The following is a 16,470-nucleotide window of genomic DNA, read 5'->3' on the forward strand; positions in this document are numbered from 1 at the left end:
GTTGTGCATGCAATTTGTTGGGTCCGATCAACCCTCAAGTGCGAGGAGCCATCTTTGCGTCAGATGTTGATGGCTAGACAAGGGAACCCCCGTGCTTCCTCTGACGACCTGCGGAGACATCTTTCGGATCATCATTGCCCTGTTCATTCCCCCTCTGGGCGTCTTCACTCAGGTGGGATTGACGCAGCCCTTTTGGATCAACCTGGTGATCTATCTCTTTGCCGTTGGTGGCCTTGGGTTCCCAGTGTTGTTTGGCATGTGGCCAGCCGCTGTGGTTCACGCCCTGTTTGTCATCCTGACCCGCAAATAAATCGCGTTTCAGCAATCTGGCTCTGAACAGATTTCAGCTACGGCTGAATCTTCTGCTTGAACTTTTGGTTCATCTTCAAGCGCCTGTGGCGGTGCTTGGCTTGTATCCGCTTCGTTGAAGATTTGCTCGAGGTCAACCTCAAGGTCCACTTCATTGCCTTCCACCACGCTCACGTTGATGCGTTGCACCTGCATCTGCAGTTCAAGGCCAGGGAACTGCCCTGAAAGTCTGCTGTTGATCGTGTCTTGAATGTTCTGCACCTGCTTGTAACTCGGCAGCTTGGGGTCGAGTGATCGCACCACCACCAGGAAACTTGGGGTTTGATTTTGTTCCCAGTAGTCAGGCCAGTCGAAGATAACCTTTTCCAGTTTCACGGCGTCGTTGGTGCCAAAGGTCAACGTTTCATTCTTGAGGTAGTAGCGGATCTCCGATTCAATCTGTTTTTGGGCCACCTCCCGATTGAGCTTGTATCGGTATTGCTCATACCTCCCATACAGTTTTTGACCCACCAGCACGGCCAAACCCAATGCCAACAGCACGGGTAAGCGTGAGCGGCGGCGGCGCCCGAGTTTGTCGCGGAAGTACGGCTCACGAATCGCCAGTACCGTGATCCCGCCAATCAGAATTCCAAGCAAGTTGGCGGCATAGAGCAGTGCAGGACCCTGGGCGCTGCTGATGTCTGGCCCGGAGAGCATCAATCCCATCACGCACGCCGGCGGCACCAAGGCCACGGCAATCGCCATGCCGGCCATCGAACTCACGGCACCCGGGTTGACCTTGGCGTAGGTCGCGATGGCACCTGCCGCCAGGGCGATTCCCAGATCAAATGTGTTGGGCTCAAGCCGGGCGACGATCTGTTCTGGCAAGGCCTCGACCACAAGCAAGCCCTGACTGCGTGCCATGAGGCCCAATCCCATCGACAGGATCAAGGTGATCCCTGCTCCGGCGACAAGGGTGATCAGTGATCGTGACAACAGCCTGGCCTGCCCGATCAGAATCGCGAACACCGCCACCCGCAGCGGCATGATCCACGGCGCCACAACCATGGCACCGATGATCACTGCATTGTTGTCGGCGACCAAACCCAGGCTGGCGATCAGGCTGGCGCCAACCGTCAGAACGATGAAGGACTCGTTCAGTCGTGCTTCGCCGTCGTAACTGCGGCGCAGTTCTTCGAGACGATCTTTGTCTTCGAGAAGCGGTTGTTGATCAACAACCACGGCTGGCGTTGGTTCAGCTGCGTCGCCCCACAATTACTGGAGGTGTGCTGGCGTTGCTGCCCGGAAGGGCCGGTACCACCTCCGTTTGCCCATCCCATTTGTCTAGGAAAAGCTTGTAGAGCACCTGATCATCAAGACTGCGGTTGAGGGTGTCGTAGCGAAGGGCTTCCTGCTCAGCGATCTTCACTTCGGTCTGGGCGCGGAGCAGTTGCTGCTCTGCGATCTGTTTCTGTTCAATGGCAGCCCGATATTCCTCGGCGATCTGAAGGCCTGTGAGGTCGAGACCGCGCACTTCCACATAATCAAATTTGTCGAGTTCTTCGGCGACCGTGCGCTCCACCAGGGCGGAGATGTCGTTCCATTCGGTGGCAATGGTGACCAGCTCGTATTGGGAGAAGACCGACTTCAGGGCTTTCAGCAATGACGGCTGAATGATGCGGGGGTAGATCTCGCGATCGTTGCCGGCGATCGTTCTGTAGATCCGTCCGGCTTCGTTGGGGCGAACGGCGTATTTCACGGTTGCGGTGGCTTCGATCACCTGGAGGTCTTTGGTGAGGGTGGCAAATTCCTCCGGTTTGACCTGGGTGCGCACATCAAAGGGATACACCGATTGAATGAACGGCACCTTGAGATTGAGGCCAGGGAGTCTCGAACCTCCGCTCACCTTGCCCAAGGTGGTGACCACGGCAACCTTGCCGGCCGGAACGATGAACAGCGCCTGCCCCAAAAACAGCAGCGCGCTGAGAACGACGGCAACCACCACGGCGAGGCTATTGGCGGGATCGTTGATCCGTCGTGGGGTTTGCATGATGGGCCGAGATCCTGACTCGATGATGTCGGTTTTGCTCGTGCGCCGTTGGCTTAAGGCCCAGTTCTCCGCCAAACCGACATCATCAGGATCCGAAGGATGCCTAGTTCAACCAAAGCGATTTAAAGGTTCTTGGGTATGAATCGCGCATGCTCATCGAGGTCTCGCGGATGAAGGTGATGCACGCCTTGGATCCGTCGAACACTTTCGCTTTGATCATCATCTGCATGGCTTGCTGAAGCGTTTTCCCTTGTCCCAGGCTGGTGTCGATGATCTTCACCGCTTCGGCCGGTTCACAAGGTCCCAGCTCGCGAGCGCCTGCTGAAGACGGGAGCACGCTCAGAGCAATCGCTAGTAGCAGCAATCCGTTCAGGGCACGCATCTGGTCGAGATCTTGTGTTGCTGCACGGAGCCTATGGCGTGGATCTGAGTCTTGCCTGACAAAGTTGTTGGTTTGATTTCACTGGCCTGGGTCATCATCAGACCTGAATCAGTCTCTTCAGTTCACTGAGATGAGTCAGATCCGTGAACAAAGTTGTGCAGATGTGGCTTGCCTCTTCAGCATGGACATGCTCGTTGGCCATGTGAGCTCTGCAGACAGGGCTGCCTTGTCGTGGGAGAAGGCATAAAAAAACCTCCGTTAAACGGAGGAATAAGCCAAGTAATCCCCATCACCCGGCTCTTCAATAAGTGTAGTGCTTCTCGTCAAGTTTGTGCAGCTGATCCACCAGATGTGGTGGATTGAATTTCACAAAATACCGTTTGGCGGCAGCTTATCCACAAGAAGGTGGATAACTTTGGCAGCCTGTGTTGTCGCCATTTCTTCAAAAGGCCTGCAATCACTGGCTCGTTCGGGTAAGCTGTGGATATCCCCATCACCCGGCCGCCCATATGAGGCGGCTTTTTTGTGCCTGGGCTGCCAGTGTGGTCCCGTATTCCACAAGCCCTATGACGGTGAACCGGGAGCAGGCCAGGGATGCGCTGGCGACACTTCTCGAGGTTTTCGCGGGGCCGAACTACTCGGGCGCATTGCGTGATGGTGATCTCACCACCCGCCTTGAACGATGCACGGGCTGGGTGAAGGCTGAAGCCTCTGAGGCGGCATCTCTGATCGAATCATGCGTCCCCCATGGCAAGCCGATGCTTGCTCAGGCTCAGCAACGCCTGGCTGTTCTGGAATCGTTGAAGACGTTGCAGGCGGTTGCCGTCAGCCATTTCGGCCCCCTCGACGATCCCAGCTGAGGCGCGTCAGTCGCGACGCAGCCAGGGCGAAGCATTGCTAAACCAGTCGCCGAGATCATCTTCTGGATGTTCAGGGTCGTCTGGATGACGTCGCCCAAGGTCGAGATCGGCCATCAAGCCGTCGAGGCCTTGTTGTGTGCCTTCCCGTTGAAAACGTTGCGCTCTGCTCACCCACGTGCTCACGCTGCGATCGCGTTCGGCAAATTTTTGAAGGTAGACGCGTTCCTGGAGTGACACGAACTCACCCTGCGCCAGGCGGCTGCAAATGTTTTGCAGTTTCAAGCGTGTCGATGTGGTCAGCATGATCGGTTCACCTTTTTCAGGTGATAGGGAGTTCCGACCCTGCCGTCAGTGGCCCAAGGCACCGTTTGTTGCACGGGTGCATGGGCTGGTTTTCATATCCTGACGGGATGGATCATGAGGAAACCTTGAGCCTGACGCCGATTGCATCGGACTCGCCTTGGCTGGAGCGCTGTGGCACTTTGTTGCGTCCGCAGAGTGATCCTGCCTTGTTCGGTTCAGCGGACGCAGATCTTTATTTCGCTGGAGACGGTCAACCGCGCTTTTACGTGATGCGGATTCGCCGCCGGCCTCCTGTGCTCAAGTCGATGACGCGGCACCATCGCGTGAGTCAGTGTCTGGGGTCTGCCGATGCCCAGCCCTGGTGGCTGGCCATGGCCCCTTCCACGGATTCCGGTTGTCCGCCCCCCGCTTCCTCGATCGCTCTGATCAAGTTTCAGGCCGGAGAAGCCTTCAAGCTGCATCCGGGAACGTGGCATGCAGGCCCTTTTGTTCAGGAGCAATCAGCGCTCTTTTTCAACCTTGAATTGAGAACGACCAACGAAGACGACCACAATTCGCTCGCATTGGCGCAGCTTTTGCGGTTGAACTTGATTTAATTGCCTCTGGCTGTAACGGGATGAACAGCGCAACAGTGATTGCGTGCCCTATATTTAATGTGTAGCAACCGCTACAAACGTTCACTTCGCTACACAGCGAAGCGCAGTTCGACTCAGGGCATGGAACGGGGCCTGAGCTTTCTACGAGGAACACCATGAATGCTCTTCAGCTTCTGAAGGAGCGTGAGCTGCGCGTGCAGCTCCGCAACAGCTCCAAAAAGGCCGTGGCTCGCGGATCTGAATCCGGCGACTACACCTCTGCACATCTCTCTCCCGTCAAGCTGGCGAAAGAGAAGGTTGCTCCAACTCAGTTGAAATACCGAGGAGTGACCTACGAGGCCATGCGTGCCAATTGGCTCTGATCCCTGTTTCATTCAAGGGATGAAGCCCCACTTCGGTGGGGCTTTTTGTTTGGATGGACTGATCGTGCGTGCAAGTCGACGGTGGCCTTTGATGTTGCGACCACCGGGTCAATGTCGTATCTGGATGTAAGGGATCAACTTCCATCGATTGACCCAGAAAATCTTTCGCCGCAGGACGTTCTGACCATTCTCCTGCACCTGTTCCAGCAGCAGCCCGGATTCGTTGACCGTGGCCATGAGGTCAACAATAAAGAGACAGCTTGGGTGAATGGCTTTCTCTTTCGTCTTCAAAATGACGCCTCAGCTGAGCGTCTTTCCATTGAGGAAGTTGGTTCCAGTGTCGACAAAATCTCGGCTTTGCGCTGATTACAACAGCTGATCAAGCGATCCCAACGAGTTTCTGTTGATCCTGCACAGAACGTGCGTGCTCCTCGAGCCTTTGTTCAGTTCGAACCAGGCGCATGTTTGCTGTTCAAGAGCTAACAGTTGATGGTTGGTCCAATCGTGCCGAACACGCTTCCAAAGACAATGCCTTCTGGCATGCCCGTGCCCGTAGTGATGCTGATGGGCACACGTATCGCCTGATCAGCGAGGAAAAGCACGTTGTCTGCCTGCTCACCAGTCGTGGTTCTGAGTGCTGGGAGCTCGACTGATCTGCTGCTCTGCTCTCCCTGTTCAGGCATGATCGGTGGATGACCGACGACACGCAGCAAACCCATCCGCTTTACGCCATTGATCGCGACCAGATCGATGCTGTGTTGGGTCATGAAGGCGAACCAGGCCCGCAGCAGTTGACAACGATTGCGGCGTTATTTTCGCGATATGCGGATTTTCCTGGCGCTGAAGATATTCGTGATGATCTGCAGAAATGTCTCACGCTATGGGGACTTTCGCGCGATGAGTTGAATCTCAAGACGCGTGAAATCTGGGAGAGTGGCTGGCGGCCTGGGCAGGATCCTGCGGCTGAAGGTGTTGGTTCTGGGGCCGATGTGGAGGATGCAGACGCTTGATGCTTACCGGAATGGCTCTTCCCTTAACTGTTTAAACGTGAGCCCCAGATGAGATCGGGTGGCTCCTGTTTCATGGGCGATCAGTCAAAGAGGAAGGCCGCCCTTCCCGGTGGAAAGACGGCCTAACTCGCTCGTTTGTGCATTGTTCAACCCATCACTTCAGCTGGGGAAAGAAAGGGTCGAAGCGTCTGGCTCGAGGCGCCCTGGGGCCATGGACTCGAGTGTTGGGTCGTTTTCTCCGAGGGCACCTGAGACGGTGCAAGTGGAGCGTCGATTGGCGTGGCGGACCATTGCGTGCCCACCAAAGGACCAACCCAGGTCATTGTTGAGACTGTTGGAGCAGGGGCCAGAAAGTCAGTCTGCTTCTTCGTTCTGCTGGGGTGGAGTGTCGTCCGTCATGGGCTCCTCCGATCTCGATGCCCATAGTTTTGTGCCTTCAGGGCACAAAGTCATCGGCATTAAGGCGCATTGCCTTGAGGGCCTGAACGATCGATTGTTGGGATGGCGTGCCTTTCAGTTGGTTTCAAGCCTCGGGCTGGTTGTCGACGCCCCTTGATGCGCGCTCTTCCGCTGTGAGGTATTCCTCGATGAGGGGGGAATGTTCGCCTCGCTGAACGGCGCTGATCTCCCGTTCGATGTTCTGAATGAACAGCTCGTTGCCTTTCCGCTTGGCCACCGCAAGCACACGCTCGAGGCGTTCCAGTTCCGCCTGCTGCTCGTTATTCATGCCATGGAACGTCAGTGATTTCCCACGCTGGCAGGGTTGGATCAAGAACGCTGAACAAGCTGGCCTGACGTGTTGCTGAGCTCGATGGGTTGTGCTCTGAGGCTGAGGTCAAAACCCGCTTATGCAGCCTCTGATTCCTCCTCCTCATACAAAGCCTTGAGCTGATCGAGCTCAACCATCAGATATTGAATTTCAAGCCAGTCCGTCGAGAGGTCAATTGCGGTTTCCAGGCGGTCAATCTGACGCTTGAGAAGCTCCGGCATTCCGCCATCTGGCTGCTTGGCTCCCATGTAACCGCGCATAACGCTGGATGCAAGACGACTGCTGACGACGATTGAGGGAAGGGCTTGCAGCGATCTATCCCGCCGTGTTGCCCCTCACAGACAAGCTGTTTGGCCTATGGGAATGTTCGTTGGCTTCAACGCCTTCCATGACCTTTTTTATGCACTGGTCGTTCAAGACCGGCTACCACGAAATCGCTGCCAAGAAGTTCCTGGCAACGGGTGCGCCTTTCCCTGAGTGCAAGTCCTGGAAGCGTTGGCATGCACCGGGCTCTGTTGAAGGCTGGATTCTCGTGGAGGCAGACAATGCAGATGCCTGTTACGAGCACGCCGCGGAGTGGGCCGAGTGCCTCGACTGGGAGGTCACCCCAGTGCTGTCAGATGAGCAAGCTGGCCCCCTCATCGCCAAGGCCTACAGCTGATCGTTTGATCTGATCGGTGCCCCTCACACTCCGAGGGGCTCCATAACCCGTTTGAACCCTTCCGAGACGTATTCGTTGGAGTGGCTTCGTAGTACACGCCCCCTGATGGATTCGAACCATCGACCGACTGCTTAGAAGGTAATCGGTCAGTAGATGCTGGTAACGGGGTCAAATTCTCGTAAACACTACAAAAACCAATGATGTGACTGGGCTAGCTGTCAGGCCATGCGCACAGAAGTTGCAACCCGTTCTTGACTGTTGCAACCATTCTGCGCACAATTCTGCGCACAGCTCCGAGCAACTGCCCCTAGGCAGTCGGTCATGCCCGCAAAGCGAGAACAGTGGTTCGTCACCGTCAGAAGGCAGCTGAAAGCTGAACACGGCTTTGGCTGGTCCATTCGTGACCACCGAGGCACTGTGCAATTGACCCGCCGGTTTGAAGACGACAGCAGATCTTCGGCGTACCTGCCGTTGCCCTGGCGAAAGGACTCCGGCACACCAATCTTGAACTGGGTCACTGCCATCAGAAACCTGATGGAGCAGCAGAACCTGCCCCTCAAAAAAGCGGTTAAGCAGTACGGCGATTCCCTTGCTGATCCAAAGCAAGCAGCCGCAACCGTTAGCTCTGGTGAGAAGGCATGGAAGACAGCCCTTGAAGCCTTTATGGCGACGAAAAGCGGCTGCAGGCCCAACACCATTAAGTGGACCTCTTCACGGCTGCAGAAGCTCCTGGACTCCGTTGGCACTGCTCCAAAACCACGCAACGCTGAAGCTGCTTTGAGGGCTTACGCCGCTCAGCACTTCTATGACGCTGATGGCAACGCTGTTGTCGCTGCAGGTGGCACTGGGCGTGCCAGGGCGCTGAAGGACTGCGTGGCGTTTCTGAAGTGGGCAACTGATCGTCAAATGCTGCCTGCGCGGTTTGTGCCTCCATCAGGTGCAGCAGATACGGAACTGATGCGTGAGCTGGTTGGTACGGCAACAGCTGAGGTTGAAGCTGCCAAGGCAACGCCACCGTTGAAAAGCCATCAGATCAGTGACCTGTTGGATGCTTTGGAAGAGGCAGGTCGGCACGACCTCAAGCTCTGCGTTGGATTGATCAGTTATCTGGGTTTGCGGCCCGGTGAAGTTTCCGTTTTGCAGGTCAAAGATGGTCAGGCAACCATCGGCCACATCAAGCGGAACCACCGCAACATGTTTAAACCAGCCAAGGCACCTGATCCAGTGATGCCGCTTGCAATTGCTGGTCGTCCTGCTGGTGAAGCGCAGCAGATGTTGGCTGCCTTCGAATCAGGATTGGTGCGGTTGCCCAAGGCTGTCAGGAATCAGATCGCCATGGTCAGCGAGAAAAATAGTTTTCAAGGTGTTGGCGCTGAGGTTGGTCAGCAGCTGAATCGTTTTCCTTACTGGCGTGATGTAATCAAGGCAGGCAACCCCGATGTCACGGCTAACAGCCTGCGGCACGCCTGGGCCTTCAGGGCTCACATTGAATCTGAGAATCACATGCATGAACGGGTGGCCGCAAAGTGGATGCGGCATTCGCTTTTGACGCATTTAAAGCATTACAGCCACTGGCTCGATCGCGAATCAATGGATGCAGCTTTGGCCAAAACTAACGCTGGTGTGTCCACTATCCCTACCCCCTGAGTTTGTCCACAGCCCCCGTTGATAAACCCAGAAATAGTGTTGAAAAGGCCCAAAAAAGGCCCAATTTGGATCATTGGCACCATCCATAGTGGTAAATCAGTTGCAATCGGTTGCGATTTCCTGTAGTTATTAGTCACGGGCAACTTGCCCAACTTCAATCAACTCTGCCTTCGGCGGAGAAACTGACCGGGATCTACATTCAGCCCCGCTGGATGAAATGCCTGTGTGAGACATCGGCTACGCCGGTGGCGGTCAGGAATGAAGAACAACTCTGTATCTCGTTCTCGTTCTGAACCCTTAGTTTCTGACCTGTTATGGAATTGACGAAACCACGATTGGTTTTGAAGACGGCTGATGCTGCCAACTTGATGGCAATCAGCCAAGGCCATCTGAAGAGACAGATGGACACCAAAGGCGGCCCGTTGATTGGTGGTGAGGATTATTTCCTTGGCCAACACAAGACCAGCCCAATTACTTGGGATGTTGATCGCTGCCGTGAAAAGTTTCACCGGCTTGGAATGCTCCGTCGTCAGGAGCAGGCATAAAAATGGCCGGAACAATTAGCTCCGACCTGGGTCCGTGGATTGAACCCAGTTTAGGTGACCCGCTGCTATTTCAGCAGTTGGCAACTCCGCCGACTTGCACTCCACTGGAAGACATCTGGTGGCCGTGTAGGAGGCATTGTGCGCAGTTTGGTGCGCATTCTTTCCCTTTCGACTGGCCACAGGCGGAATTTTGGTGTCATCACCTCAACCGTGATCCTGCTGATGTCCGCTACCGGGCAATTCCGCGCAATGGCGGCAGGGTCTACAAGGGTTGGCTCAAAGATGACTGGCAAGACTTCCCGCTTGCTCAGGCAAAGGGCTATGGCATCTATGCCTCACCAAACCTTGGTGGGGATACAGCCGACAGCATCACGAGCTGTCATGCGCTGTTTGTTGAGTGGGATGACATCCCACGCGCTGAACAGTTTGCAAAGCCAGATCAGCTTGGCTTGCCTGCACCAACGCTTCGCGTAAACACTGGCGGCAAAAGCATCCACACCTTTTGGACGCTTGAAACGCCAATCTCTGTTGAACGCTGGCGTCCGTTGATCAAACGGTTGATCCGTTATTGCGACAGCGACAAGGCGGTCAAAGATCCAAGCCGTGTGATGCGCCTTCCTGGTGGCTGGTACATCGGCAAGGACTTGATGGTTGGCTGGCCAGCGTGGGTTGAAAGGCGCAGCAGCTTTGAGCGTTACCCAGTCGAGCTGTTTGAAGAATTGGTGCCAGAGCTGCCGGTACCAGTTGAACGGCCACGGAAGGTTTATTGCGGCCCAGACAGCACCCTTTCTGAGATCGGTGATGCATTGTCTGCCATCCCGCAACGTGTAGCTGGGCAAGGCAACTACAACCAGCACCGCAACATCTGCTGGGCAGTTGTGGATGCCTGCCATCAAGCTGGTTACAGCGATGAAACCGCTGTTGATCTGCTGGAGGCATGGTCGCCTTCAAAGCAGTGCGGTTGGGACATCAGCCAGATCGTGCGCAGTGGTGGCGCTCAGATCACGGCAGCAACGCTGTTTCACCACGCCATCAATAACGGTTGGAGGCGTCGTCATGACGACTGAGGCAATTCAGGCGGTCGTTGACCGCGATGAAATCACTGTGTCTGAAGAGGGGGTTGAAGGTGCATCCAGGGTCATTGAGTTGGAAGCTGGTAGGGATGCCTTCACCTACGACAACCTGCTGCCACCTGATCTGGCTGCTGCTGTTGAGCTGATTAATCAGGAAGATCCAGCTGACGCCCTGACGGCAACGCTGATCTTTTTGGTTGGTTGTGCCGGACTGTTGAAGCTCGGTAACCGCGTCAAATGCAGCGCCCGGTACAGCGTGCCGATGAACCTGTTTATCGCCTCTGTAGGCCCTACTGGTTTGTCCAAAACAGGTCACACCACCAAGCTGATTGATGCGCCATCAGCCCACATTCGCCTTGATGCCAAAGAGCATCACGAGCGCATGGTTGTGCAGTGGGAACACGACTGCAAGGCCATCAAAAAGAAGGACGACAGGCCACCAAAGCCGCTTCCGCTGTACCCGCACATCAAGCAGTACACGCCTGAAGCTCTTGATGTTTGGCTCCCTCACTACGAGGCAAAACGCCTTGGGACGCTGATCAAGCGTGAAGAGTTCAGCGCCTTGCTACGGGCAATGGACGCTGACACCAAGCGTGGGCGCGGTACTGCTGAAGGGCAGTTTCTGGAGTTGTTCGATGGTGGCGGCAACACCAGTTACGGCGTTGTTGCTGGTGCCCGCCATTACGACGCCAGCATGGTTTCGGTGTTCGGCAACATCCAGCCGGATGCTTTGACAGAGCTGATCAATGGCAAAGATGCCACCGGCAAATTTGCACGATTGCTCTGCGTGAAGGTGCCGCTGGTTGGGCTCAACCTGCGTGATGAGGATGAAACCCCTGAAGAGGAAGCTGCGCTGCACGAAGCCCGCAAGGTGCTGGCTAAGTACGCCGACCGCTTCCATAAAGCACCACCACGCGTTTACAAGCTCTCAGCGGAAGCCCGGCGTTTCTACAACCGCTGGTTTACGCCCCGGAATCTCAAGGCGATTGATCCATCAACGCCAAAGGTGATTTCAGCGATGTGGGGCAAAGCTGGTGCCCATGCGCTTCGGCTTGCGGGCAACCTGCACATGCTGTGGGTTGGTGAAGACCAAGAGATCAGCGTTGATCTGATGCGGCAGGCAGCGGCAATCGTTGATCAATGTCTCCAAGAGACAGAGCTGTTCCACAACCAGCCTGCTGACAGGGCGCTGCGGTACATGCAGCACATCAACTCGGTTAGCCAAGAGCATGGTGAGGTGACCTACAAGCTCTCCCACGCCAAAGCGACGTGGAAGGGTGGACGCACCTACAAATCCAAGGACTTTGCTTCCTGCGTGGAGATGCTCTGCGATCAGGGTTATGGCGAAGTTGTTGAGGACACCAGCTCGCTGACCTACCGGTCACTGCGGCCAATGCCTGGTGACAGCACTAACAGCAAAAAACAACCCGTCTGTCAGCTGGAATCGACTGCAGCGCAGTCAGTTTCAAAGAAACGACGGTTTTGACAATGCTCTCACCGCTTGCAACACCCACTGTTGTGAACGGTGCTGAATCCTTGTCCTTTTGTCAGATTTCCCCGGATCAGTTGCAGCGCAGTTAGTTCGGGGTGACATCAGCGATGTCAAAGCCTGTCGTTTTGACAGACCCATTGCCACCACTGCAATAGGTCAACCAGCTCAGACCGCAAGCTGTGACAAGAAAAGTCATCCCAGTTTTTGGGGAAGTGCGCAGATTGGTGCGCAGAACTGACCGTCCCAGGGTTTGAAACGTCAACTAAACCGCCCAGAAGTTCCAACCTGTTCTCAGAAGGCTCAACCTCTGTCAATTGACTTTTGAGGCTGCTCGCTAGTCAAACGACGAGCCTTCAGATTACCCATATCGGTTTGCTGCAGAAGAACCCAAACAGGGGGTGGTCGTCAGAACTTGGTGTTGCCGTGCCGTTGCCCGTAACCCCAGCCAGTACGCCTTGCCTTGATGGCTTCATTGTCTAGGCGTCGGCTCAGCAAGATGTCGTAGAGCAAGCGCAAAGCGCCAACCGAACTGGCGAATTGTTTGTCGGATTCGGCTTTCAAGCTGATGCGTTGAAGGCTGGTGCAGAGATAGGTGACAAGGTGCTGAACATCGTGCGCATCAAGGCCCAGTTGAAGCTCGCCATGCGCCCAATGGCAGTCCCGTCTTGTAGTTGAGCGGCTGCACCCCCACTCAGACATCACAAACGTCACGGTGTCGGCGAAGCCATACCCCTCACTGATCTTCACCAGTGCAGCTTCCCTACGGCGTTTGCGTTCTGCCTTGGTGGTCCTTGCCATGTTGATAAGCGGCGATTTATTGGGTCAGCTGTTCTTGTGGTGCTGACTCGCGTTCTTCGTGACCAGTTTGCAAAATATTATTAAAGAAATGGCTTTAAATCCTGGCTGAATACGGGCTCGATGTGCATTGTCCTATAAATACTTCATTCGAGCTATACCCCCTTGCTAAAACGAATCTTTCTCAACAGAGGAGCCACTGCTTATTCACTGCAAGAGGCTCTGCTGCTGCTTCCTGCAGTAGTTGCAACTGTGAAGGGCTTCTTATTTGTTGTTCGGCAGGGATCTGGCAGCTGGATGGCGACAGACTGGTACATCAGCAACGAATTTGGCTTCGTAAGACGAGGCCTCTTGGGAGGGCTTCTGCGTCAAGCTTCGGAGCAATTGGGTGGACTGGATATCAATATTTTTGCTTTTTCGATCACATTACTTTCCTTGCTAATAGTATCTACTGTAGCTGTATTTAATTCGCGCAATTTGCCTTATATTAATAGGTTTGCGATTGCATTTTCTCCAGCCTTTTATCCGCTGTTTATATTGCTTGATCCGAACGCTGGAGGGAGAAAAGAAGCTTTGTCCATGCTTCTGATTGTCTCTTATGCATTAAGCCAAAGGCTTCAAGGACGGTATAAAAAATTAGTTGGAACTTTTTTAATAGTCGTAGGGCTGCCAGCGATCACGCTGATTCACGAAAGTAACTTACTGTTTAGTGCTCCTGTTTTATTTTTCATTATTTTAATAAATTATATCTCTGATAATAGTCGTGACTCTCTGCGATGGTTTGGAAGAACGTTTGGGGCAGCAGTAGTCCGAGCTTTGGTCTTGCTAGTGCCAGGATTGGCTGCATTCTTTTTTGCATATTTGCATTCGACTCCTGACCCTTATATTGTAAAAAGTATCTGCACATCATGGCAGCCAATAGTACGTGATTTGAGCTGCAATCCACTTCCTGCTGCACTGGGAGCTTTGGCCAGCCAAGACGGCTATTTGGAAAGCATTAAAATCGCATTTAGCAGGCCTCGGATATATGCGCAAATTCTGTATTCAGTATTTTATGTTTTCCTATTGGTAAATGCATTCTGTTGCCCTATTGTTCCAAGTAGTGCGTCTACTGATCGCGGCATCGAAAGGGCTAAGGTAGGGCTTTGCGTTCAGTTTCTGGGCGTAATTATTTTCTTGCCTTCAATACCTCTTTATGCCTTGGCAATTGACTATGGAAGGTGGTATTCGACAACAGTAACCATTTTGATCGTGACCTGTGTTGTCTGTCGAGAAAGGATTGCGAGCGTGGCAATTCTTCTGCCAGAAAGTTTGTTTAAGCGTCGATTGAATATGCTCCCGGTGTTGGATGCAAAGGTCGCATCTCTATTATTGATATTTGGGTCTAGTATTTGTACTGTTCCACACTGCTGCGCAAAGCTTTGGCAATTTACATCTATAGCTAGGCAGGCTGCAATAGTAATAAGTGGATCTTGAGGAGTCTTAGTGATATTGTGCCTGAAATCTATTTGCGCCAGAGAGCTATCAATTCTTTCGCTCTGCTGGTTGTTAAATACCTAGTCTTAGGGATAAGTCTGAAGCGAAGATTTCATGGTTCTTGGTGTTTTTATGGTTAGATGCGTTTTTGTATGTGCGCCGGAAGACGTGGGATTTTTTCCTTGAATCTTTCGCTAGATAGATTCTCCCTCCTGCCGTAGCCACTTCTTCGTCTAGCTCATTCAACACCTCCAGCAGGCCAGGGACTGCAGCAGGCACATCAGCAGCAAGAGTCCATCCACGCATTGGAAATGAAAGTGGAGCAGGATTGCTTTGACCAAACCTTTTTAAAACCGTCAGGAAACTAGGTGCTCCAACATTCCGAAGTGCTTGCAACGTACGCGGCACGAGATCAGCCGCTTCGTTAGGCACAGCGAATTGATATTGCAAAAAACCAGCTGGTCCATAGATTCGGTTCCAATCTTTTATTCCGTCCAACGGATGGAAGAATGGCGCAATCTCTTGCAGTTCACCCACCCGATGCTTGGGAGCTTTTCGGTACCAGGCTTCATTGAAGGCACGTACCGTGAATTTATTCAGCAACCCGCCTGGTAGGGACGAAGGCGCGGATGCTAGAGCTTTTGGGTCGTAGTGGAGCGGATCCGATTGCTTTTCTTTCGGAAGCGATTCTGCGGAGGCATGGTCGCCGCATGTCAACACACCTCGACCTTTTGGATCAAGGCTGTCTACCCAGGCCACGCTGTAACGATATTTCGCATCGGCCTCCACCATCGCTTCCATTAGCGACTCCAGATCTCGATAACGAGTCGTATCGACACTGATTAGTGAGCTGGTAACCGGAATCAGAGAGAAAGTCGCTTCCACAATCACCCCAGTCAGCCCCATGCCGCCAACGGTGGTCCAGAAAAGCTCGGCGTCGTCTAAGTCACCTCGCCCATTCGGAGTGAGATCTCTGAACATGCCTTTGCCATCCACTAGCAGCAATCGCTGCACGTGATTACCAAAGCTTCCATCCACATGGTGGTTCTTGCCGTGCACATCAGCGCCAATCGCTCCGCCAACGGTGATGTTGCGAGTGCCGGGTGTCACCGGCAGGAAAAATCCCGCTGGCACGATCACTCTCAGGATCTGATCCAGGCTTACCCCAGCTCCTACGGTCAGCGTGCCGCTACTGGGATCCAGTTCGATCCGGTCAAAGGCCGGTAGCTCAATCACCGTGCCGTCTTTGAGCTGTGCTGCATCGCCATAGGAGCGGCCCAAGCCCCTGGCAATCAGCGACTTGGGTGGTGCCCCTCGGATTAGTTCCTGCAGCTGCTCTACTGAGCTGGGTTGCACCACCTGGCAGGTGACGGGGTTTGTACGGCCCCAGCCGGTCAGCGTTTTGGTTTCAGCGGTCAGGTCTTCCGGAAGAGTGATGCTCATGGAGGGCTTCAGAGTTTCGATGCGATGGGAGCAGGAAGAACACGAATCAGCCGCATCAATAGAGACCACCACCAAGGGAGGTATTCGATCCCTCGTCTGTTCGGACGGCGCAGCAAGTCTCTCGCAACCGATTCAGGGCTAGCGCATAGGGCTGGCGGTGCTTTGCCCACGGTCATTGGGGTTGCCATGAAACCAGCCTTGATGATGCGCACCGCGAATGGTTTGCCGTGGCAACGCAACAGCACCCCCTCACAGAGCGCCGTTAGCGCAGCTTTGGCTGCTCCGTAGTGGTAGTTCGATGGACGGCCTCGATCAGCTGCCACCGAGCTGAACACCCAAAGCCGACCTGGTTTGGCCAGCCGCTCAGGGGTGGCGATGGCTGTGATCCATGGAATCAGGCCGCCCACATTGGCTGCCAGGATCCGCATTCCCTCTCCGGCATCACTCCGCGCCAATTCGGCATCTCCCAGCGTGCCCGCAGTGATCAGATAAAGATCAAAATCACCTACCTGAGGCCGGCGGACTGGGGACAGAGAACTATCGGCCAGCAGGTCGTTCTGTTCGGTACTGACTGCTGCTCCGTAGATCTGCTCTAGTTCTGTCGCCAACACCTGATTGGCGTCTCCATTGCGGGCCACCAGGTGGAACCTCCCGCAGCCACGGTTGGCCATCTCCCTGCAGAGGGCCTTCGCCACCTCGCTGGTGCTGCCCAGCACAA

Annotated in this window: 22 protein-coding genes; 13 read left to right on the plus strand and 9 right to left on the minus strand. The window is 54.4% G+C overall.

Translation table 11 applies throughout. The annotated features are described in order from the left end of the window. The first annotated feature begins 91 nt into the window (after positions 1-91). The gene (locus SynTAK9802_RS02670; RefSeq protein ID WP_255487816.1) at positions 92-310 is read left to right on the plus strand and encodes a YqaE/Pmp3 family membrane protein; all 219 of its coding nucleotides are present in this window, start codon (positions 92-94) and stop codon (positions 308-310) included. A gap of 8 nt (positions 311-318) precedes the next feature. Here the strand turns inward: SynTAK9802_RS02670 and SynTAK9802_RS02675 are convergent, their stop codons facing one another. The 3 genes from SynTAK9802_RS02675 to SynTAK9802_RS12515 all read right to left on the minus strand — a co-directional run bounded on the left by SynTAK9802_RS02675 (position 319) and on the right by SynTAK9802_RS12515 (position 2,618). After that, on the minus strand, positions 319-1,392 hold the full coding sequence (locus SynTAK9802_RS02675; protein ID WP_255487817.1) for a DUF389 domain-containing protein: 1,074 nt from the start codon (positions 1,390-1,392) through the stop codon (positions 319-321). Between the two features lie 151 nt (positions 1,393-1,543). Further along, positions 1,544-2,338, minus strand: coding sequence for a prohibitin family protein (locus SynTAK9802_RS02680; protein WP_186497138.1), 795 nt, complete (start codon positions 2,336-2,338; stop codon positions 1,544-1,546). 103 nt (positions 2,339-2,441) lie between these two features. After that, a complete protein-coding gene (locus tag SynTAK9802_RS12515; RefSeq protein WP_255487818.1) occupies positions 2,442-2,618 on the minus strand; it encodes a hypothetical protein in 177 nt (58 codons plus the stop codon). 668 nt (positions 2,619-3,286) lie between these two features. On the opposite strand from SynTAK9802_RS12515, the gene SynTAK9802_RS02690 reads away from it, so the two are divergent. Next, positions 3,287-3,580 (plus strand): hypothetical protein, encoded by a 294-nt coding sequence (locus SynTAK9802_RS02690; RefSeq protein ID WP_115081636.1) that lies wholly within the window; start codon positions 3,287-3,289, stop codon positions 3,578-3,580. Positions 3,581-3,586: 6 nt separating this feature from the next. Here SynTAK9802_RS02690 and SynTAK9802_RS02695 read toward each other — a convergent pair whose 3' ends face one another. Continuing rightward, positions 3,587-3,883 (minus strand): hypothetical protein, encoded by a 297-nt coding sequence (locus SynTAK9802_RS02695; protein ID WP_115010336.1) that lies wholly within the window; start codon positions 3,881-3,883, stop codon positions 3,587-3,589. Positions 3,884-3,963: 80 nt separating this feature from the next. On the opposite strand from SynTAK9802_RS02695, the gene SynTAK9802_RS02700 reads away from it, so the two are divergent. From SynTAK9802_RS02700 to SynTAK9802_RS02720, 5 genes are all read left to right on the plus strand, one after another. Then, entirely contained in the window at positions 3,964-4,479 is a 516-nt protein-coding gene (locus SynTAK9802_RS02700; protein ID WP_186497141.1) for a hypothetical protein, read from the plus strand. Positions 4,480-4,634: 155 nt separating this feature from the next. Then, positions 4,635-4,841: a hypothetical protein gene (locus SynTAK9802_RS02705; RefSeq protein ID WP_114988190.1), complete on the plus strand. Its 207-nt coding sequence runs from the start codon at positions 4,635-4,637 to the stop codon at positions 4,839-4,841. A gap of 81 nt (positions 4,842-4,922) precedes the next feature. Further along, positions 4,923-5,207 carry a hypothetical protein gene (locus SynTAK9802_RS02710; RefSeq protein WP_115010338.1) on the plus strand — a complete coding sequence of 95 codons (285 nt, stop codon included), beginning with the start codon at positions 4,923-4,925 and terminating at the stop codon, positions 5,205-5,207. 95 nt (positions 5,208-5,302) lie between these two features. Beyond that, positions 5,303-5,494, plus strand: coding sequence for a hypothetical protein (locus SynTAK9802_RS02715; protein ID WP_006850529.1), 192 nt, complete (start codon positions 5,303-5,305; stop codon positions 5,492-5,494). A gap of 39 nt (positions 5,495-5,533) precedes the next feature. Next, positions 5,534-5,851, plus strand: coding sequence for a DUF3288 family protein (locus SynTAK9802_RS02720; RefSeq protein WP_186497143.1), 318 nt, complete (start codon positions 5,534-5,536; stop codon positions 5,849-5,851). Positions 5,852-6,374: 523 nt separating this feature from the next. Here SynTAK9802_RS02720 and SynTAK9802_RS02725 read toward each other — a convergent pair. Together SynTAK9802_RS02725 and SynTAK9802_RS02730 are read right to left on the minus strand one after the other, a co-directional pair. Beyond that, positions 6,375-6,578 (minus strand): hypothetical protein, encoded by a 204-nt coding sequence (locus SynTAK9802_RS02725; RefSeq protein WP_186497145.1) that lies wholly within the window; start codon positions 6,576-6,578, stop codon positions 6,375-6,377. 119 nt (positions 6,579-6,697) lie between these two features. Next, on the minus strand, positions 6,698-6,880 hold the full coding sequence (locus tag SynTAK9802_RS02730; protein ID WP_186497146.1) for a hypothetical protein: 183 nt from the start codon (positions 6,878-6,880) through the stop codon (positions 6,698-6,700). 128 nt (positions 6,881-7,008) lie between these two features. Between SynTAK9802_RS02730 and SynTAK9802_RS02735 the strand changes: the two genes are divergently transcribed. From SynTAK9802_RS02735 to SynTAK9802_RS02755, 5 genes are all read left to right on the plus strand, one after another. After that, positions 7,009-7,281, plus strand: coding sequence for a DUF3303 domain-containing protein (locus SynTAK9802_RS02735; RefSeq protein WP_186497147.1), 273 nt, complete (start codon positions 7,009-7,011; stop codon positions 7,279-7,281). A gap of 873 nt (positions 7,282-8,154) precedes the next feature. Next, positions 8,155-8,928 (plus strand): hypothetical protein, encoded by a 774-nt coding sequence (locus SynTAK9802_RS02740; protein WP_186497148.1) that lies wholly within the window; start codon positions 8,155-8,157, stop codon positions 8,926-8,928. 314 nt (positions 8,929-9,242) lie between these two features. After that, a complete protein-coding gene (locus SynTAK9802_RS02745; protein WP_186497149.1) occupies positions 9,243-9,473 on the plus strand; it encodes a hypothetical protein in 231 nt (76 codons plus the stop codon). Between the two features lie 2 nt (positions 9,474-9,475). After that, entirely contained in the window at positions 9,476-10,540 is a 1,065-nt protein-coding gene (locus SynTAK9802_RS02750) for a hypothetical protein (protein ID WP_186497150.1), read from the plus strand. Continuing rightward, positions 10,530-12,032 (plus strand): DUF3987 domain-containing protein, encoded by a 1,503-nt coding sequence (locus tag SynTAK9802_RS02755; RefSeq protein WP_186497151.1) that lies wholly within the window; start codon positions 10,530-10,532, stop codon positions 12,030-12,032. The genes SynTAK9802_RS02750 and SynTAK9802_RS02755 overlap by 11 nt, the downstream gene beginning before the upstream one ends. A gap of 411 nt (positions 12,033-12,443) precedes the next feature. On the opposite strand, the gene SynTAK9802_RS02760 is transcribed toward SynTAK9802_RS02755, so the two are convergent. Further along, the gene (locus SynTAK9802_RS02760) at positions 12,444-12,836 is read right to left on the minus strand and encodes a hypothetical protein (protein WP_186497152.1); all 393 of its coding nucleotides are present in this window, start codon (positions 12,834-12,836) and stop codon (positions 12,444-12,446) included. Between the two features lie 162 nt (positions 12,837-12,998). Here SynTAK9802_RS02760 and SynTAK9802_RS02765 point away from each other — a divergent pair, with 162 nt between their 5' ends. After that, positions 12,999-14,309 (plus strand): hypothetical protein, encoded by a 1,311-nt coding sequence (locus tag SynTAK9802_RS02765; protein ID WP_186497154.1) that lies wholly within the window; start codon positions 12,999-13,001, stop codon positions 14,307-14,309. A gap of 72 nt (positions 14,310-14,381) precedes the next feature. On the opposite strand, the gene SynTAK9802_RS02770 is transcribed toward SynTAK9802_RS02765, so the two are convergent. Further along, positions 14,382-15,752 (minus strand): FAD-binding oxidoreductase, encoded by a 1,371-nt coding sequence (locus tag SynTAK9802_RS02770; protein WP_186497156.1) that lies wholly within the window; start codon positions 15,750-15,752, stop codon positions 14,382-14,384. Between the two features lie 8 nt (positions 15,753-15,760). Further along, positions 15,761-16,468 (minus strand): SDR family NAD(P)-dependent oxidoreductase, encoded by a 708-nt coding sequence (locus SynTAK9802_RS02775; protein ID WP_255487820.1) that lies wholly within the window; start codon positions 16,466-16,468, stop codon positions 15,761-15,763. Positions 16,469-16,470: the final 2 nt, after the last annotated feature.

Source organism: Synechococcus sp. TAK9802 (assembly GCF_014279535.1).
Classification (GTDB): domain Bacteria; phylum Cyanobacteriota; class Cyanobacteriia; order PCC-6307; family Cyanobiaceae; genus Parasynechococcus.